The sequence below is a fragment of the Streptomyces sp. NPDC091649 genome (genome assembly GCF_044756785.1).
Taxonomy (GTDB): Bacteria; Actinomycetota; Actinomycetes; order Streptomycetales; family Streptomycetaceae; genus Streptomyces.
In genome coordinates, this window is record NZ_JBIVTR010000001.1 from 364,478 (window position 1) to 383,453 (window position 18,976).

15 protein-coding genes are annotated in these 18,976 nt (G+C 71.6%); 6 read left to right on the forward strand and 9 right to left on the reverse strand.

The features are described 5' to 3' along the window. Window positions 1–96: 96 nt before the first annotated feature. The 3 genes from pta (at window position 97) to pyk (ending at window position 4,993) form a co-directional block, all read left to right on the forward strand. Window positions 97–2,178 (forward strand): phosphate acetyltransferase, encoded by a 2,082-nt coding sequence (pta, locus tag ACIQMU_RS01550; RefSeq protein WP_402688039.1) that lies wholly within the window; start codon window positions 97–99, stop codon window positions 2,176–2,178. Between the two features lie 38 nt (window positions 2,179–2,216). Next, entirely contained in the window at window positions 2,217–3,491 is a 1,275-nt protein-coding gene (locus ACIQMU_RS01555; protein WP_402688235.1) for an acetate kinase, read from the forward strand. Between the two features lie 74 nt (window positions 3,492–3,565). Continuing rightward, window positions 3,566–4,993 (forward strand): pyruvate kinase, encoded by a 1,428-nt coding sequence (gene pyk / locus ACIQMU_RS01560; RefSeq protein WP_352238268.1) that lies wholly within the window; start codon window positions 3,566–3,568, stop codon window positions 4,991–4,993. Window positions 4,994–5,086: 93 nt separating this feature from the next. Here the strand turns inward: pyk and ACIQMU_RS01565 are convergent, their stop codons facing one another. The 4 genes from ACIQMU_RS01565 to ACIQMU_RS01580 form a co-directional block, all read right to left on the reverse strand. Continuing rightward, a complete protein-coding gene (locus tag ACIQMU_RS01565) occupies window positions 5,087–6,406 on the reverse strand; it encodes a hypothetical protein (protein WP_402688040.1) in 1,320 nt (439 codons plus the stop codon). After that, window positions 6,396–6,971 (reverse strand): DUF6114 domain-containing protein, encoded by a 576-nt coding sequence (locus tag ACIQMU_RS01570; RefSeq protein WP_402688041.1) that lies wholly within the window; start codon window positions 6,969–6,971, stop codon window positions 6,396–6,398. The genes ACIQMU_RS01565 and ACIQMU_RS01570 overlap by 11 nt, the downstream gene beginning before the upstream one ends. 95 nt (window positions 6,972–7,066) lie before the next feature. Continuing rightward, complete coding sequence (locus ACIQMU_RS01575; protein WP_352238265.1) at window positions 7,067–7,729, reverse strand: DUF6230 family protein; 663 nt, start codon at window positions 7,727–7,729, stop codon at window positions 7,067–7,069. A 651-nt stretch (window positions 7,730–8,380) separates the two neighbouring features. Continuing rightward, entirely contained in the window at window positions 8,381–9,352 is a 972-nt protein-coding gene (locus tag ACIQMU_RS01580; RefSeq protein ID WP_352238264.1) for a tetratricopeptide repeat protein, read from the reverse strand. Window positions 9,353–9,851: 499 nt separating this feature from the next. Here ACIQMU_RS01580 and ACIQMU_RS01585 point away from each other — a divergent pair, with 499 nt between their 5' ends. Then, a complete protein-coding gene (locus ACIQMU_RS01585; protein ID WP_352238263.1) occupies window positions 9,852–10,478 on the forward strand; it encodes a TetR/AcrR family transcriptional regulator in 627 nt (208 codons plus the stop codon). A gap of 61 nt (window positions 10,479–10,539) precedes the next feature. On the opposite strand, the gene ACIQMU_RS01590 is transcribed toward ACIQMU_RS01585, so the two are convergent. From ACIQMU_RS01590 to ACIQMU_RS01605, 4 genes are all read right to left on the reverse strand, one after another. Next, window positions 10,540–12,240, reverse strand: coding sequence for a methylmalonyl-CoA mutase family protein (locus ACIQMU_RS01590; RefSeq protein ID WP_356730867.1), 1,701 nt, complete (start codon window positions 12,238–12,240; stop codon window positions 10,540–10,542). An 84-nt stretch (window positions 12,241–12,324) separates the two neighbouring features. Then, window positions 12,325–12,651: a DUF3817 domain-containing protein gene (locus ACIQMU_RS01595; protein WP_173316028.1), complete on the reverse strand. Its 327-nt coding sequence runs from the start codon at window positions 12,649–12,651 to the stop codon at window positions 12,325–12,327. A gap of 79 nt (window positions 12,652–12,730) precedes the next feature. Further along, the gene (locus ACIQMU_RS01600; protein ID WP_352238261.1) at window positions 12,731–13,240 is read right to left on the reverse strand and encodes a MarR family transcriptional regulator; all 510 of its coding nucleotides are present in this window, start codon (window positions 13,238–13,240) and stop codon (window positions 12,731–12,733) included. 10 nt (window positions 13,241–13,250) lie between these two features. Further along, entirely contained in the window at window positions 13,251–14,669 is a 1,419-nt protein-coding gene (locus tag ACIQMU_RS01605) for an MFS transporter (protein WP_402688042.1), read from the reverse strand. 84 nt (window positions 14,670–14,753) lie between these two features. Between ACIQMU_RS01605 and ACIQMU_RS01610 the strand changes: the two genes are divergently transcribed. Together ACIQMU_RS01610 and ACIQMU_RS01615 are read left to right on the forward strand one after the other, a co-directional pair. Continuing rightward, window positions 14,754–15,737, forward strand: a complete 984-nt coding sequence (locus ACIQMU_RS01610; RefSeq protein ID WP_352238259.1) for a DUF5937 family protein — start codon at window positions 14,754–14,756, stop codon at window positions 15,735–15,737. Window positions 15,738–15,879: 142 nt separating this feature from the next. After that, a complete protein-coding gene (locus ACIQMU_RS01615) occupies window positions 15,880–16,941 on the forward strand; it encodes a glycoside hydrolase family 6 protein (protein ID WP_352238258.1) in 1,062 nt (353 codons plus the stop codon). A gap of 78 nt (window positions 16,942–17,019) precedes the next feature. Here the strand turns inward: ACIQMU_RS01615 and ACIQMU_RS01620 are convergent, their stop codons facing one another. Then, window positions 17,020–18,975 (reverse strand): kelch motif-containing protein, encoded by a 1,956-nt coding sequence (locus tag ACIQMU_RS01620; RefSeq protein ID WP_352238257.1) that lies wholly within the window; start codon window positions 18,973–18,975, stop codon window positions 17,020–17,022. Between the last annotated feature and the right edge of the window lies 1 nt (window position 18,976).

The following is an 18,976-nucleotide window of genomic DNA, read 5'->3' on the forward strand; positions in this document are numbered from 1 at the left end:
CCGCACCCGGCGGAACACCGGGCGGGCACGGGGGCGTCACCGCACGTCCGGGCGCCCCGCGGGCCGCGGCACCGACACGAGGACGGGAGAGCACGCGTGGCGCGCAGCGTGTACGTGACCGGGATCGACCGGGGGGACGGCCGACAGGTCGTCGAGCTGGGAGTCATGGAGCTTCTGACGCGTCAGGTGGACCGGGTCGGCGTCTTCCGCCCGCTGGTCCATGACGGGCCCGACCGGCTCTACGAGCTGCTGCGGGCCCGCTACCGGCTCTCCCAGAGCCCGGCCTCCGTCTACGGTCTGGACTACCACGAAGCCTCCGCCGTGCAGGCGGAGAAGGGTACCGACGAGCTGGTCTCGCGGCTCGTCGAGCGCTTCCACCAGGTGGCCCGGGAGTACGAGGTGGTCCTCGTCCTGGGCAGCGACTTCGCCGCCACCCAGCTCCCCGACGAACTGGCGCTGAACGCCCGGCTGGCCAATGAGTTCGGGGCCTCGGTGATCGCGGTCGTCGGCGGCAGGGGGCAGGACGCGGAGTCCGTCCGCGCCGAGACGCGTAACGCCTACCGCGCCTACGCCGGCCTCGGCTGCGACGTACTGGCCATGGTGGTGAACCGGGTCGCCGCCGAGGACCGCGAGATGATCGCGGAGCGCCTCGCGGCCCGGCTGCCGGTGCCCGTCTCGGTCCTCCCGGACGACCCGGCGCTCTCGGCGCCCACGGTCGCCCAGATCACCGCGGCGCTGGGCGGCACGGTGCTGCTCGGCGACGACTCGGGGCTCGCGCGCGACGCGCTGGACTTCGTGTTCGGCGGGGCCATGCTGCCGAACCTGCTGAACGCGCTGACGCCCGGCTGCCTGGTGGTCACCCCCGGGGACCGGGCCGACCTGGTGGTGGGCTCGCTGGCCGCGCACAGCGCGGGCACCCCGCCCATCGCCGGCGTGCTGCTCACCCTGGACGAACGCCCCGATGAGGAGATACTCACGCTGGCCGCCCGGCTCGCACCGGGGACCCCGGTCGTGTCGGTGGCCGGCGGATCCTTCCCCACCGCCGCGGAACTCTTCACCCTCGAAGGGAAGTTGAACGCGGCGACCCCCCGCAAGGCGGAGACCGCCCTCGGCCTGTTCGAGCGCCACGTCGACACCGGCGCGCTCCTGGAGCGGATCTCGGTGGCCCGCAGCGGACGGGTCACACCGATGATGTTCGAGCACGAACTGCTGGAGCAGGCCCGTTCCGACCGCAAGCGCGTGGTGCTGCCGGAGGGCACCGAGGAGCGGGTGCTGCGCGCCGCCGACGTACTGCTGCGCCGGGACGTCTGCGACCTCACGCTGCTCGGCGACGCGGACGTGATCCGCAAGAAGGCCGCCGACCTCGGCATCGACCTCGCGGACACCCAGCTGATCGACCCGCACGCCTCGGAGCTGCGAGGGCTCTTCGCCGAGCGGTACGCCGAACTGCGCGCGCACCGCGGGGTGACGGTGGAACTGGCGCACGACGTGGTGGCGGACGTGAACTACTTCGGGACGCTGATGGTGCGCGAGGGCCTTGCCGACGGGATGGTGTCCGGGTCGGTGCACTCCACGGCGGCCACGATCCGCCCGGCGTTCGAGATCATCAAGACGAAGCCGGACGCCGGAATCGTGTCGTCCGTCTTCTTCATGTGCCTGGCCGACAAGGTGCTCGTCTACGGCGACTGCGCCGTCAACCCGGACCCGAACGCGGAGCAGCTGGCGGACATCGCGGTGCAGTCGGCGGTGACGGCGGCCCGGTTCGGCGTGGAGCCCCGGGTCGCGATGCTGTCGTACTCCACCGGGACCTCCGGCTCCGGCGCGGACGTCGACAAGGTGCGCGAGGCCACCGAGCGGGTGCGGGCGGAGCGGCCCGAGCTGCGGGTGGAGGGGCCGATCCAGTACGACGCGGCCGTCGAGCCGTCCGTCGCGGCGACGAAGCTGCCCGGCTCCGAGGTGGCGGGCCGGGCGACCGTGCTGATCTTCCCGGACCTGAACACCGGCAACAACACCTACAAGGCCGTGCAGCGCTCGGCGGGCGCGGTGGCGGTCGGCCCGGTGCTCCAGGGCCTGCGCAAGCCGGTCAACGACCTGTCGCGCGGCGCGCTCGTCCAGGACATCGTCAACACCGTGGCGATCACGGCGATCCAGGCGCAGAGCGAGGAGCGCCCCGCATGACGACCCCTGCCCCCGACCACGAAAGCACGGCAGCCCCTGTGGAACCGCACCGCGTACTCGTCCTCAACTCCGGCTCCTCGTCGGTGAAGTACCAGCTCCTCGACATGCGCGACCGGTCCCGGCTCGCCTCGGGCCTGGTCGAGCGGATCGGCGAGGAGACCTCGCGGCTGGTGCACACGCCGCTGACCGGCGCCAGCGCGGAGCCGCGCGAGCGCACCGGCCGGATCGCGGACCACACGGCGGCCCTGGAGGCGGCGGCCGAGGAGCTGGCGGCGGACGGCCTCGGGCTCGACTCCCCCGAGCTCGCCGCGATCGGGCACCGGGTGGTCCACGGCGGGCTGAAGTTCAGTGCGCCGACCGTGATCACCGACGAGGTGCTGGAGGAGATCGAGCGCCTCGTCCCGGTCGCCCCGCTGCACAATCCGGCGAACATCACGGGCATCGTCACCGCACGGGCGCTGCGGCCCGACCTGCCCCAGGTCGCGGTCTTCGACACGGCGTTCCACACGACGATGCCGGAGGCCGCCGCACGGTACGCGATCGACGTGGAGACCGCCGACGCGCACCGCATCCGCCGCTACGGCTTCCACGGGACCTCGCACGCGTACGTCTCCCGGAAGACGGCCGAGCTGCTGGGCCGGGCGCCGGATGACGTGAACGTCATCGTGCTGCACCTGGGCAACGGGGCGTCCGCCTCGGCGGTCGCGGGCGGGCGGTGCGTGGACACCTCCATGGGGCTGACGCCTTTGGAAGGGCTCGTGATGGGTACGCGCTCCGGGGACATCGATCCGGCGGTCACCTTTCACCTCAAGCGCGTGGCGGGCATGTCGGCCGACGACATCGACGTCCTGCTGAACCAGCGGAGCGGGCTGGTCGGCCTCTGCGGCGACAACGACATGCGGGTGATCCGCCGCCGCGTCGACGAGGGCGACGAGCGGGCCGCGCTGGCCTTCGACATCTACATCCACCGGCTGAAGAAGTACATCGGCGCCTATACGGCGGTGCTCGGCCGGGTGGACGCGGTGGCCTTCACGGCGGGGGTCGGGGAGAACGCGGCTCCGGTACGGGAAGCTGCCATCGCGGGCCTGGAGGAGCTGGGCATGGCGGTGGACGCCACGCTCAACGCCGTACGGTCCGCTCAGCCGCGGCTGATCTCGCCCCAGTACGCCCGGGTGGCGGTCGCCGTGGTGCCGACGGACGAAGAGCTGGAGATCGCCGGCCAGACGTTCGCGCTGGTCGGGGGCCCGGTCAACGCCGAAACGGGGCCCCGGTCGGCATCCGGGTCCGAGCGCCTCGGACAGGTCGACAACTGAGCACCCCCGCGCCCCTTTGTATCTTCCACCAGACGGAATATTCCGCAACGAAACAAACCGATAGGATCCGCCTCATGCGCCGTTCCAAAATCGTCTGCACCCTCGGTCCCGCCGTCGACTCCCATGAGCAGCTCGTCGCTCTGATCGAGGCCGGCATGAGCGTGGCCCGTTTCAACTTCAGTCACGGCTCCCACGAGGAACACCAGGGCCGTTACGACCGCGTCCGTCAGGCGGCCGCCGAGACCGGCCGCGCGGTCGGCGTGCTCGCCGACCTCCAGGGACCCAAGATCCGGCTGGCGAAGTTCGCCGAGGGCCCGGTCGAGCTGGTCCGCGGGGACGAGTTCACCATCACCTCCGAGGACGTCCCCGGCGACAAGTCGATCTGCGGCACGACCTACAAGGGTCTGCCCGGTGACGTCACCAAGGGCGACCCGATCCTGATCAACGACGGCAACGTCGAGCTGAAGGTCGTGGCGGTCGAGGGCCACCGGGTGAAGACCATCGTCATCGAGGGCGGTGTCATCTCCGACCACAAGGGCATCAACCTGCCCGGCGCGGCGGTCAACGTCCCGGCCCTGTCCGAGAAGGACGTCGAGGACCTGCGCTTCGCCCTGCGGATGGGCTGCGACCTGGTCGCCCTCTCCTTCGTCCGGGACGCCGAGGACGTCAAGGACGTGCACAAGGTGATGGACGAGGAGGGCCGCCGGGTCCCCGTCATCGCCAAGGTGGAGAAGCCGCAGGCGGTCGAGCACATGGAGGGCGTCGTCATGGCGTTCGACGGTGTGATGGTGGCCCGTGGCGACCTGGCCGTCGAATACCCGCTGGAGAAGGTCCCGATGGTGCAGAAGCGCCTGGTGGAGCTGTGCCGGCGCAACGCCAAGCCGGTGATCGTGGCGACCCAGATGATGGAGTCGATGATCACCAACTCGCGCCCGACCCGCGCCGAGGCGTCCGACGTCGCCAACGCGATCCTGGACGGCGCGGACGCGGTCATGCTGTCCGCCGAGTCCTCGGTGGGCGCGTACCCGATCGAGACGGTCAAGACGATGTCGAAGATCGTCGTCGCCGCGGAGGAGGAGCTGCTCGCCAAGGGCCTCCAGCCGCTGGTCCCCGGCAAGAAGCCCCGTACGCAGGGCGGTTCGGTGGCCCGCGCGGCCTGCGAGATCGCGGACTTCCTGGACGGCAAGGCCCTGGTCGCCTTCACCCAGTCCGGCGACACCGCCCGCCGCCTCTCCCGCTACCGCACGGCCCAGCCGATCCTGGCCTTCACCACGGACGAGGGCACCCGCAACCAGCTGGCCCTGAGCTGGGGCGTCGAGTCGCACGTGGTCCCGCACGTGGACAACACCGACGCCATGGTCGACCTGGTCGACGCGGAGCTGCTGAAGCTGAACCGCTACAACGACGGCGACACGATGGTCATCACCGCCGGCTCGCCCCCCGGCATCCCCGGCACCACCAACATGGTGAGGGTGCACCACCTGGGCGGCGAGCGGGACTGACCCGCACCTCGCACCGCGGACCCGTGGGCCGCACTCCCGGTGAGGAGTGCGGCCCACGGCGCTGCGCGGCTCCCGGGCGGGCCGGGGAGGCTGCTAGCTCCTGCCGCCGTCGAGGAAGTTCCGCAGCCCCGGCACGGTGAGTGTGCCGCCGAACTGGCCGGCCTGGGTCACCTTCACCTTGGTGAAGAAGGCGACGGGCACGTTCAGCGGCGGCGGGGTCTCGGGACTGAAGGTGACCGGGAACAGGCCGAAGAGATTGCCCTTCAGCTCCTCCGTGTACATCGTCACCTCCCCGTCGCGGATCTTCGACGTGGAGCCGGGGCGCGACCTCACATGGCCGGTCGTGCCCGCCGGTCCGACGGTCAGCTGGTGCAGGTCCTTGATGTCGATGGAACTGGCGGTGAACTTCAGCACCTTCTTGACGCTGCCGTCCGCCTTTCTCACCTCGACGATGCCGTGGTAGTCCAGGCCGTTGAGGGTGAGCAGCGTCGACTCCAGGATCCACGGGTCGGCCGGGAGCAGCGGGAGGCCGGGCTCCAGTTCGGCCGCGGCGAGCGCGTCCGGGTCGGGCTCCGGGCAGGGGAAGCGGGGCTTCGCGCCGTCCGGGATGTCCTCGTCCTTCTTGGGGTCGAGACCCTTGACGTCCTCGTCGAGTTCCTCGACGGCCTTGCCGGCCTTCCCGGCCGCCTCGCGGATGGCGTCGGCCGTCTTGTCGGACGCCTCCTTCGCACGGTCCGCCGCGCTCTTCTCCGGGTCCTCGGGCCGGTCCGCCGCCGGGCCGTCCGGCCGGCCGGACGGCCCGGGGGCCTCGGCCGTGGGGGCCGGGGACGGGCTCGCCGGTTCCTCCGCCGTCCTGTCGGGCCCGTCGAAGAGGTCCTTGAGCGCGTCGCCGACCCCGAGCGGGTCGAGCGGGTTCTTCGACTTCGTGGGCGTCGGCGTCGGCGAGGGGGCCTGCGCGGGCTTCTCCTCGGCGGACCGCGCGGACGCGTCCGCGTCGGGCGCGGACTCCCCGTCCGCCTCGGAGGCGGAACCGCTTGCCGAGGGCTTCGGGGACGCGGCCCCGTCCCCGCCGGACGCCTCGTCCTTCTCGCCCTTCTCGTCCTTCGCCGTGGCCGACGGGGACGGGGTCGCTCCGGGCGGCTCGGAAGCGCTCGGCTCGTCGGACCGGGTGACGCAGGGGCCCGGCGCGAACGGGATGTCGGCATGGTCGTCGGCCAGGGCCGGCCTGGGCGTCAGCCCCATGCCCACGAAGACCGCCGTGGGCATCGCCGCGAGCGCCAGCGCCTTCTTGCCGCTGGGCAGGTTGAGCTTGGCCAGCAGCGACTTCCTGGGGGCCGCGTGCCGGGGGCCCCGGCGCTCACGGAGGTCGTCGCCGGGCCGGGCGTCCGTCCGCTGTCCGTCGTCACCCCGCACGACGGCTCCCTCCGTCGTCCCCGGCCGCGGCGCCGAGCGCGGCGTTCTGCTGCAGGGGCACGGTGGTGGCGTCGGGCCGGTCCTCGGAACGCTCCTCGTACGGCACGCCGTTCGGGGACGCGGTGCGCCGGGAGGTCTGCTCGTCGAACGGCTCCTCCGCGCTCGGAGCCTCACCCGGGGCCCAGGAAACGGACAGGGCTCCGCCGACGAGGGCGAGAAGGAAGCCGACGACGAAGCCGCCGATGTTGGCGACGGGTATGGAGATCAGCGCCAGCAGGATGGCCGCGACACCGGCGAAGACCCGGACGATGCTGTGGAACCACATCGTCAGGCCGAGCGTGACCAGCAGGACCCCGATGATCAGGGAACCGGCGCCGGCCGTGGTGGACATGGCCAGCGTCACGTTGCCGAGGTGCATGTTGGCGTACGGGAAGTAGGCGATGGGAACGCCACCGGCCATGGTGAACAGTCCGGCCCAGAACGGCCGGTTACCCCGCCAGGCGCGGAAGCGTCGCCGATAGACGCGGATGTAGTGCTCGTTCTGCCCTGTGGACTCGGGGCTCATGGAAAACAGCTCCCTGGAACCGGTACTGCCGTGAGAAGTGAGGGGTGGGTGACCGGAACCGGCGAGGCGCGGGCTCCGGCCACCCGAGGGGGTGCTTAGTAGCACTCCTCTTCCGTGCCCTTGTGCAGGCGCAGCTTCAGACCGCTGAGGTTGAAGGTGCCCGCCGTCGTGGCCCACGCCTTCTGCTCGACGTTCGACAGCACGGCCTTCTCGGCCCGCTGGGAGAAGCCGTGGGGGTTGGCCTCGGTATTGGGCTGGATGCCCGTCGGCCCCTTCTTGCCGCCCGGGAAGTCCTTGAGCGAACCCGCCGCGACACCGATGTCGATGTTCTTGAACTTGGCGTCGGCATCGAGCTCCGACACATCGAGGTAGAGGTCCTTGGCGAAGACACGGTCGTGTCCCTTGCCACCCGCCTCCAGCCTCAGGGTGACGCTGCCGAGGCCGAACGGCAGGTCAGGTGTGACAACCGACTGGCACATCTCGGTGATGTAGGCCCGGCTGAAGCCGGACACAGCGACCGGAGCCGCCATCTCCTCGCCCTTGAGCGTCTTGCCCGACGCCACGCTGCCGTACTGGACGAAGTCCCAGCCCTCCAGCTCCTTGGCCTTGACCTTGAACTCCTGGCCGGACACGCTGAACGAGGCCGCCAGCGCACCCTGCGCCAGGCCGATGCCCACCGCGGCCGTCGCGGCGACGCTCGGCACCATGACCAGAGCGAACCGCTTCCATCTCGTCCCACCGCGAACCTGGGAACTCATACTTGCTCCTTCTTCTCGGACGTACATCTCCGGCCGGGCTTCGTGCCCGTCTGGGATGGGAGAAGTGCTACGTCCTCGGGAAGGAGAGCGCCCGCGACCGGAGGCGTGTCCCGCATCCGATGCGCCGGCGTTCACCCCCGAGCGACAACCACTGGCCGCGCTTTCCGCGCAGCCGGCCGGACAGGCCCCGCGGGTGAGCGGGAACCCCCCTGTCCGAGGTCGGCGCCACTGCCGCCGACCACTCGGTGGGGACCCAACAGACCCTCGGCCACCGGCTGGAGACCGGGCCGGAGGTGTTGGACCGAGCGTGGCCGATCGTGGTCCATTCACGGCCGGGGCACAAGAGGGATCATTACTGGCTGGTAATGGCCCGTTAATCACAGCACGACAGGGTGACATCACACGGCGACGCAGGGTGGCACGAAAAGGACATCAGAATGGCCGGAAACTTCCTGGAAACGGGACAGAATCACCAGCCTGCCTTACTGCGAGTAACAGCTCGCATCTTTGTCAAGATTTGGCAAAGCGAAGGCTTCGCGCGCCCTTCTTCGGCGGCGGCACGGCAAAACGGCCGCGCTGCCCGGAGAGCAGTGCGGCCGTCTTGTCACTTCGGAACAATCGGGCTCGTCCGGAACGGACGGCGGGCCGGTGTCAGAACAGGACGCGGGCCAGCGCGGTGCGCGCGGCGGTGACCCTGGGGTCCTCCGGGCCGATCACCTCGAACAGCTCCAGCAGGCGCAGCCGGGCGGTGTTGCGCTCGTCGCCCGCGGAGCGCCGGACCGCCTCGACGAGCCGGCCGAAGGCGTCCTCGACATGTCCGCCGACCAGGTCGAGATCGGCGGCGGCGAGCTGGGCGTTCACATCGTCCGGCCGGTCCGCGGCTTCCCTGCGGACCGCCTGCGGGTCCAGGCTCTGCACGCGGCCGAGCAACTCCGCCTGAGCCAGGCCGAGTTTGGCCTCCGGGTTGCCCGGGTCGTCGGACAGGACGTTCTTGTACGCCTGGACGGCGCCGCCGAAGTCGTTGGCGTCGAGAGCCGACGCCGCGGCCTCCAGCACGGCGTCGTAGGGACCGGCCGGCACCTCGGCCGGGGCGGCGTCCGGCGCCTCGGCGCCCGGGTCGACGGCGATCCCGGTGAGGCCGAAGCGCTCCTCGCCGACCTGGATCAGCTGGTCGAGCGTCTCGCGGATCTGGGCCTCGGGGGCCGCGCCCTGGAAGAGCGGGAGGGCCTGCCCGGCGACGACGGCGAAGACCGCCGGGATGCCCTGGATGCCGAACTGCTGCATCAGCATCTGGTTGGCGTCGACATCGACCTTGGCCAACAGGAAGCGGCCGTTGTACTCGACGGCCAGGCGCTCCAGCAGAGGGCCCAGCTGCTTGCACGGCTCGCACCACTCGGCCCAGAAGTCGATGACGACGGGGACTTCGGCGGAGCGCTGGAGGACATCGCGCTCGAAACCGGCTTCATCGACGTCGATCACCAGGGCGGCGGGCGCGACGGCTCCGGCGCCCCCGGTACGGGAGCCCTCCGCGCGGGCCTGCTCCGCCTTGGCCTTGGCCTCTCCGGCCGCCTTGACGGCGGCGAGGTCGACAACGCCGCTCATGGACATGTTCCTAGGCTGCATACGTACATCCTCCCCCCTGACCGCACCGTTTCGAAAAGCGAGTGCGAGAACCGGACCGGCCCGGTGCCCCCACCGGCGTGCGGGGGCGGACGGGCGCGGCGCGGTCCCGGGCTCCGGAAGGGGCCCGACGGGCCCAGGAAGAGCCCGGCGGGACCGGCCGGCCGCCCGAAGGGCCCGGCTGGCTCCCGGCCGGATCCCCAAGGACCCCGATGGAACCGACCGGGCCCCTGGAGGCCCGGCGGGTGGACCTTCCGGATCCCCGTCCGGCCGGTCCGTGCGGCCCCGGGTCCCCACCCGGAGCCTGGAGTTCTCGTGGAGAACCCCGGTGGCTGTCGCTCGTGCGTTCCGTGGCGTACGGGGACGGGCTGACCGCCCTCCTTACGCTACGACCCGTAGCGTAACTGCCGATCGGCCCGTCGGCACAGGGCCTCCCGGTGATCTGTCTCACGGGTGCCGGGGCGCAACGGTTCTCCCTACCGGCCGGTATGGTCGCCGCATCATGAGCGACAGCGACTCCCGAGCCACCCGGACAGGACGCCCGCGGAGCGTCGCGGCCGATGCCGCGATCCTCGAAGCGACACGGGCGTCCCTGGTCGATCTCGGCTGGTCCAAGCTGACGATGGGTGATGTGGCGGCCCGGGCCGGGGTCGCCAAGACGACCCTCTACCGGCGCTGGGCCGGCAAGAACGAGCTGGTCGTGGACGCCGTCGCGGTCCTCTTCGACGAACTGGAGCTGCCCGACCGCGGCAGCCTGGCCGCCGATGTGCAGGGCGTCGTACTCCAGTTCGCCGCCCTGCTGGAGCGGCCGGAGGCCCGGACCGCGCTGATGGCGGTGGTCGCCGAGTCCACCCGCGACGACTCGCTGCGCCACCGGATCCGCTCGGCCATCGTGGACCGGCAGAAGCGGCTGGTGCTGCTCGGCCGGGAGCGCGCCCAGGCCCGCGGCGAGCTGCGCTACGAGGACGACGCCTCGACGGCCACCCGCAACGCGGACCTGATCTTCGACGTGATCGCCGGAGCCGTGGTGCACCGCACCCTGGTGAGCGCGGAGCCGGTGGACTCCGCGTGGGCGAGCGGTTTCACCTCGCTGCTGCTGCTGGGACTGGCGGGCGCGCAGGCGGTGTAGTGCCCCGGCGGCCGGGCCCGCGACGGGCCCGGCGTCCCGCCCGCGCCGGCGGCGGCGACCCTCAGAAGCCCGGCGGCTCCGTGTAGGTGCCCCACTCCTCGCGCAGCACCCCGCAGATCTCGCCGAGCGTGGCCTCGGCCCGTACCGCGTCCAGCATCGGCGCGATCATGTTCGAGCCGTCGCGGGCGGCGGCGAGCATCGCGTCCAGGGCGGCGGTCACCTTCGCGTCGTCGCGGCGGGACTTGCGGTCGGCGAGCTGGCTGACCTGGTCCCGTTCGACCTCGTGGCTGACCCGGAGGATCTCCAGGTCGCCGGTGACCGAGCCGTGGTGGACGTTGACGCCGACGACCCGCTTGTCGCCCTTCTCCAGGGCCCGCTGGTACTGGAAGGCGGACTCGGCGATCTCGCCGGTGAACCAGCCGTCCTCGATGCCGCGCAGGATGCCGGAGGTCATCGGCCCGATGGGGTGCTGCCCGTCGGGGTGGGCCCGGGTGCCGCGCTCCCTGATCTGGTCGAAGATCTTCTCGGCCTCGGCCTCGATCCGGTCGGTGAGCTGCTCGACGTACCAGGAGCCGCCCAGCGGGTCGGCCACATTGGCCACGCCGGTCTCCTCCATCAGCACCTGCTGGGTGCGCAGGGCGATCTCGGCGGCCTGCTCGGAGGGCAGCGCGAGGGTCTCGTCGAGGGCGTTGGTGTGCAGTGAGTTCGTGCCGCCGAGGACGGCGGAGAGCGCCTCGACGGCGGTGCGCACCACGTTGTTGTACGGCTGCTGAGCGGTGAGCGACACCCCGGCGGTCTGGGTGTGGAAGCGCAGCCACTGCGCCTTGTCGGTCTTCGCGCCGTACGTCTCCTTCATCCAGCGGGCCCAGATGCGGCGGGCGGCGCGGAACTTGGCGATCTCCTCGAAGAAGTCCAGGTGCGCGTCGAAGAAGAAGGAGAGCCCGGAGGCGAAGGCGTCGACGTCCAGGCCGCGCGAAAGGCCCAGCTCCACGTAGCCGAAGCCGTCCGCGAGGGTGTAGGCCAGCTCCTGCGCGGCCGTCGCTCCGGCCTCCCGGATGTGGTAGCCGGAGACGGAGAGCGGCTTGTAGGCGGGGATGTCGCGGGCGCAGTGCTCCATCAGGTCGCCGATGAGGCGCAGATGGGGCTCGGGCTGGAAGAGCCACTCCTTCTGCGCGATGTACTCCTTGAAGATGTCGGTCTGGAGCGTGCCGTTGAGCACCCCCGGGTCGACGCCCTGGCGCTCGGCGGCGACCAGGTACATGCAGAAGACGGGCACGGCCGGGCCGCTGATCGTCATGGAGGTGGTGACGTCGCCGAGGGGGATGCCGCCGAAGAGGATCTCCATGTCGGCGGCGGAGTCGATGGCGACCCCGCAGTGGCCGACCTCGCCGAGCGAGCGCGGGTCGTCGGAGTCCCGGCCCATCAGCGTCGGCATGTCGAAGGCGACGCTGAGTCCGCCGCCGCCCGCCGCGAGGATCATCTTGTAGCGCTCGTTGGTCTGCTGGGCGTTGCCGAAGCCGGCGAACTGGCGGATCGTCCAGGTGCGGCCCCGGTAGCCCGTGGGGTGCAGCCCGCGCGTGAAGGGGTACTCCCCCGGCCAGCCGATCCGCTCGAATCCCTCGTACGTGTCACCGGGTCGCGGCCCGTAGACGGGCTCGACCGGGTCCCCGGAGAGCGTGGTGAAGTCCGCGTCACGCTTGCGGGCCTTGTCGTAACGGGCCTGCCAGCGGAGGCGGCCCTCCTCGATCGCGTCAGCGTCCATACCTCGAATTTACTAGGACGTCCTACTAAATGTCGATGGGAAACCGCCCGGCGCTTTTCGCGCGGGGCGGTCCGGGGTGCGGCGTCAGACCTCGGCGGTGACCGGTGCGGGGTCGGTGACCAGGGCGCGGGCCTCGCGGCTGACCTTCGGCTCGACGAAGAACGAGGCGAAGGGGATGCAGCCCGCGGCGAGGACCCACAGGAGTTTGCCGAAGGGCCACTTCGCCTTGGAGCCGAGATCGAAGGCGAAGACGACGTAGACGATGAACAGCACGCCGTGGATCTGCGAGATCAGCATGGTGTCGCCGGTCTCGAAGCCGTACTTCGCGATGATCGCCGCGGTGAAGACGAGCAGCCAGACGGCGGTGACGTAGGCCATCACCCGGTAGCGGGTGAGCACGTTCTGTTTCATGGCTACGAGCGTAACGGGGCGACCGGGGCGATCTTCGCGCGACCCCGGCCTCGTCGGGGCGGGCCGGCGAGGACCGCGCTCACCCCTCCTCGAAGTCCCGGGCCGCCACCCGCAGCGGCCGCAGCAGGGCGAAGATCTCGGCGCACTCCTCGGAGTCGTACACCCCGAGCCCGAAATCGACGGCGACCAGGTCCCGGGTGGCCGCCTCGACCACGTCGCGGCCCTTGTCGGTGATGGACGCCAGCGTTCCGCGGCCGTCGTTCGGGTTGGGCCGCTTGTCGACGAGGCCGGACCTGACGAGCCGGTCCACGGTGTTGGTGACCGAGGTGGGGTGCACCATCAACCGCTCCCCGATCTTGGACATCGGCAGCTCACCGGCCTGGGAGAAGGTGAGCAGCACCAGGGCCTCGTACCGGGCGAAGGTCAGTCCGTACGGCTTGACGACGGCGTCGACCTCGGCGAGCAGGATCTGCTGGGCCCGCATGATCGAGGTGATCGCCCCCATCGAGGGCACGGGTCCCCAGCGTTGCCGCCAGAGCTCGTCGGCGCGGGCGATGGGGTCGAAGGGGAGACTGAGCGGCTTCGGCACGGACCCGACCTTACCGACTGGTCACATGCCGGTCAGCCCCGTCTCGTCCTTCGGTATCGGACATCCGTCCGGGGGCTGTCCTGCGGACCTCGGCGACGAGGAGGAGCGTGCAGACGGTACCGATGATTCCGGATCCGGCGACCACCTGGTGCACGGGGAAGAACTCCGCCGCGAGCCCCGCCAGCGCCATCCCGAGGCCCTGGACGGTCATCAGCCCGGCGGTGAGCAGCGTCATGGCCCGGCCGCGCAGTTCCTGGGGCACGGCGTCGACGAACCACTGGTCGAGCCCGATCACGTACGCGGCGCCCGCGCCGGCCAGCGCGAGGGCCGCCAGGGCGAGCGGCAGCCCGGGCCGGACGACGTACACGAGGAGCGGGAGCAGGCCGGCCGCGGCGACCGGCAGGACGATCCGGGAGCGGTTGCGGGCGCTGAGCGCGGAGCCCACGAACAGCTCGGCCCCGATGTGCCCGAAGGCCATCGCGCAGAGCAGCAGCCCCAGCGCGGCGGGCGGGGCCCCGATCGCGTCGGCGTACGGGGCGGCGAGCGCCTCCGGGGCCACCACGAACATCGCGGGCAGCCAGAACAGCAGCATGAGCGCCCGGACCCGGCGGTCGCCCAGCACCAGACGGGCCCCGGACAGCGACTCCTTGAGAAGCGTGCCGCCGCTCTCTCCGGTGGCGGTGCGGGCCGGACGGTCGCGGGTGCCGAAGCGGAGGAGGGCGGCCGAGCACAGGAAGGTCACCACGGTGACGGTGATCGCGCCGCGCGGGGACAGCACGGTCAGCAGCACCCCGCCGGCGCCGAACCCGATGAGCATCGCGCTCTGCGAGACGATCCGCAGCAGCGAGCGGCCGAGGACGTAGAGGTCGCTCTCGCCGAGGATGTCGGTGAGCGCCGCCATCCGGGTCCCGGTGAAGACGGGGGCGATGGCGGCGACCAGACAGCGCAGGGCGAGGAGTCCGGCGACCGGCGTGGCGGGCACCAGCATCACGGCGACGCAGGCCGCGCAGAGCAGGTCGCAGACGACCAGGACGCGGCGGGCCGGGTAGCGGTCGGCGACCCCGGCGAACAGGGTTCCGCCGATCATGTACGGGAGCAGCCCCAGCGCGAACGTCAGGGCGCTGAGCAGCGGGGAGCCGGTGAGGTCGTAGACCAGCACGGTGAGCGCCAGCTCACTGACCACGACGCCGAGGAGCGAGAGCAGATGCGCGGCGAAGACGGCCCGGAACTCGGTGACGGCGAAGACGGCCCGGTAGCCGTGCGGGACGGCAGGGGCGCCGGCGGGGGCCTTGGGAGCGGCGGGCTCCCGGAGCGTGGGCGCGGGGCCCGGGTCGGGGTGGGCGGCACGCTCCGGGGGCGAAGCCGGGACCGGAGCCGCCGGGGCGGGAGTACGGGGTGTGTCCGCCGGGGCGGGGCTGTCGGTCGGCATGGGACGAGCCTGCGGCCGGGGCGGGGGCGATCCTAGACTTTCGGCTGGAGACGAATGTCCAGGGCCGTTCAGTGAGGGGGAGGCATGCCGTTCCAGCTGCACTTCGGCGAGAGCGATCTGCTGCGCTGCCGGTTCGCGCTGTCGCCCCTGTTCGAGACCCAGGAAGCGGTGCGCACCCTGTACCGCACCAACCGCCACGGCTACCACCTGCCGTGGCTCCGCCGGATCCGGGAGGCGTCCGGGGCGCTGGACCTCGAACCGCTGTGGCTGCTGATGCCGGCCTCCGGCCACAACCCGGACTTCTTCTGCCCGCCGCCGATCGGGCCGCTCGCGACGTTCGAGGAGGAGATCGCGGCCGTCCGGGCGGTCGATCCGGAGGTGGCACGGGCCGACATGGCGCTGGCCCTGGCGGACCGGCCCGGCGGGGCCGGGTCCGCGACGGGCCGTCAGCTGCTGGCCGATCCGGTGCGGGCGGTGCGGGAACTCGCCGATCTGCTGGAGCGTGCCTGGCAGACGCTGATCGAGCCGTACTGGCCCCGGCTGCGGGCCCTGCTGGAGGCGGACATCGCCTACCACTCCCGGCGGCTCGCGGACAGCGGGCTGGAACAGCTGCTGGGTGAGCTGAGTCCCCGGCTGAGGTGGAACGGCTCGACGCTGATCCTGGCCGGGACCCAGGGCGACCACGAACGGGTGCTGGGCGGGCAGGGGCTGGTCCTGATGCCGAGCGTGTTCGTCTGGCCGGAGGTGGTGGGCGGCCACGAGGAGCCGTGGCAGCCGGGGCTGATCTACCCGGCGCGCGGCATCGGCGGGCTGTGGAGCGAGTCCGGCGACCGGACCCCCGAGACCCTCGCCCGGCTGCTGGGCCGGGTCCGGGCCGATGTGCTGTGCGCGCTGGACGAACCGGCCGGGACCAGCGCCCTGGCACACCGGCTGGGTCTCGCCCCCTCGTCCGTGTCGGCCCAGCTGTCCGTGCTCCGCGGGGCCGGACTGCTGACGTCACGGCGCCACGGCCACCAGGTGCTGTACGAGCGCACACCGCTGGGGGCCGCGCTGGCCGCCTCCGACTGAGACGCTGCGGGACGACGGGGCACGGGTCACGGGTCACGGGTCACGGGTCACGGACAGTGTCGCACCACCACTCCCCGTAACCGTTGTGTCACGATTGCTCACGTTCCCGTGCCCGTGAGCCACCGCCGTCTGAGGGGTCTGGATGTCCGGCCGCAGAATCGTCCCCCGCGCCTTCGCTCTCCCGCGCGCTCTCTCCCGCGTCCTTCCCGTCCTGACCTCGGCCGCCCTGGCGACCGCCCTCGTGGCGGGCTGCTCCTCCCCGGACGCCGGGGCGGACGGCGAGGAGGGAACCGATCCGCTCCGCGGGGAGCCCGCCCCCGCCGCCGCCTCCCCGTACTGGGTCGATCCGAACAGCGACGCGGCCCGCCAGGTGCGCGTCTGGGAGAAGGAGGGGCGCGAGGCGGACGCGAAGCTGCTGCGGCGGATCTCCGGCCGGCCGGTGGCCGACTGGCCGGCCTGGGACGACCCCGCCCCCGGGATCCGGGCCGCCGTGAAGTCCGCCGCCCGGACCGAGAAGACCGTCCTGCTCGTGGCGTACAACATCCCCCACCGCGACTGCGGGCTGTACTCCGCGGGCGGCGCGAAGGACGCGGACTCCTACCGGTCCTGGATCGGGGAGTTCGCCGAGGCCATCGGGGACGCGCCCGCGACCGTGATCCTGGAACCGGACGCCCTCCCCCACATCGTGGACGGCTGCACCCCGCCCGAGCACCACGCCGAGCGCTACCAGCTCCTCTCCGAGGCGGTGGACACGCTGAAGGCCGGGCCGAACACCCGGGTCTACCTGGACGCGGGCAACCCGGAGTGGATCGACGAGCCGTCCAAGATGGCGCAGCCGCTGCGGCAGGCCGGCATCGACCGGGCCGACGGCTTCTCGCTGAACGTCTCCAACTTCCAGCCGAACGAGAGCGTGAAGGCGTACGCCACCCGGCTCTCCGACGCCGTGGGCGGCTCGCACTTCGTGATCGACACCAGCCGCAACGGCAGAGGCCCCCTGTCCGGGGGCCGCGAGGAAGCCTGGTGCAATCCGCCGGGCCGGGGGCTCGGCACGCCGCCGACCACCGACACCGGGGACGGCCGGCTCGACGCCTATCTGTGGATCAAGCGGCCGGGCGACTCCGACGGCACCTGCCGGGGCGGCCCGCCGGCCGGCGACTGGTGGCCGGAGTACGCGCTCGGCCTGGCGCGGCGCGCCGCCTCCTGAGACGGCCGCGCCACGCCTTCGGGCCGGGGCCGCGGGATCAGGCGGCCCCGGCCCACTGGGCCCCGGAGGGGACGTGGGTCAGGCGACCTTGACCCACTTCGCCTCGGAGGGGACGCCGTCGGCGTCGGTGACGAAGAGCATGTACCAGCCGGGCGGCACCAGCGTGGGGTCCTCCGGCACCGTCACGCTCAGTTCGCCGTCGCCCTTCTTCAGGTCCAGTTCGATGGAGCGCTGCTCCACGTCGGTGGTGTGGGTGACGGCGCTCGGCCGCATCAGCCGGGCGGTGGCGATCCGGTCCGCGTCGGCGCTCTCGTACGTGAGGGTCGCGCCGCGCTCGGTCTCCTCGGGGCCCTTCCCGATCACCGGACGCTTGTCCTCGCCGCGGTGCAGGGCGGGCGGGGTGTAGACCTCCATGCGCTGCTCGAACTTGCCGAGCTTGGTGTTGTCCTTGTCGCCGTAGAGCGGGTCGGAGCCGAAGGTCGCCACCCGCCCGTCGGGCAGCAGCAGCGCCTCGGAGTGGTAGTTGCGCCCCACCGTCGGCGCGGCCGCCTCCTTGAAGGCGTTGGTCTTCGGGTCGTAGGTCTGCGCCTTCAGGATGTTGCTGTTCCCGCGGCCCCGGTAGTCCACCGATCCGCCGCTGGTGAAGACGGTGTCGTCGGGCATGATCACGCTGTTCAGGTAGCGCGTGCCCTGCGGCAGGTCGGGGCCCGGCTCGAAGGCCGGGCTGTCCTTCTTGAGGTCGATGACCGCCGTGCGGGCCGTCGACTCCTTGGACTCGCCGATCCCGCCTCCTCCCAGGACCATCACCTTCTGGTCCTGCGCGGGCGGCAGCAGCAGCGAGGCCGCCGTCTCCAGCTCGTCGGTGTCGGTCAGGCCCGGCACCTTGGTGAAGGTCTTCTTCTTGATGTCCCAGATCCCGGGCTCGCGCCCCTTGTCCGCCGGTCCGTAACCGGCGTTCGCACCCGGGTAGAAGAGCTTGCCCCCCTTGGTGAGGAAGAGCGCCGGGTAGGTCGGGAAGTACTGGAAGGGGCCCTCGGACCACTTCTTGGTCTTGGGGTCGTAGATCTCGTTGTCTCCGGGGAGGATCGCGCCGACGTCGTCGAGGCCGGAGACGGCGAGCACCCTGCCGTCCTCCAGGCCGACGAGCGTCGGATACCAGCGGGCCTCCTTCATGGGGTCGACCCTGATGTACTTCTCCGCCGTCGGGTCGAACTCGTAGGCCGCCCGGATGCCCTGGAAGTCCTGCTTGTCCATGGTGATCTTCTCGGCGAGGCCGTAGGAGTTGTCGGCGGCCTTGCCCTTCAGCCCGACGATCTCGTACTGGGCGGCCTCCGTCGTCACCGCCTCGGGGCCGTCCTTGACCGCCTCGACGAAGACCCGCTGCTCGGAGGCGGTCACCTTGGTCTTCCACGGCTTCATCTGGCCGCTCTCGAAGTAGTCGACCTCGAACTCGCGCTTGGCCTTGGGGACCGTGACGTCGAACTTGGCGACGTACTCGGTGCCGGAGGGCGAGCGGAAGACCGTGCCCTTCTTGAGCTTCAGCGGCTTGTCGGGGTTCTCGTTCTTGACCCGCATGCCGCCGCCGGCCCGCTTCACCTTGTCGTCGAGCACCTCGTAGCGGGCGGTGCCGCCCGCGATCAGGAGGCGGCCGTCGGGGAGCTGGGCGTGGCCGCCGCAGAAGAAGTCCTCGGGGGTGGGGATCTTCTGGAAGGTGTTCTCGGCCGGGTCCCACAGCACGGTGTCGAACGTGCCGGCGTCGAAGTGCTCCTCGTCGTTGCCGGAGCCCGCGACGATCAGCACCTTCCCGGTGTGCAGGAGCGCCGCGTGGATCGCGTTGGTCCGGTACTCCTTCGGGATGTCCACCTTCGCCCAGGAGCCGTACTCCGCCTTGTACTCCGGTTGGTCGATCTTGTACGCGTGATACCTGTCCTCGGCGAAGGACAGGGCCGCTGGAGCGTTCAGCCCGGCGAGCAGCATCACCGCACCGCCTCCCAGGAGCGTCTTCCTCATCTTCTTCGAGGGCCGGTAGGCCATG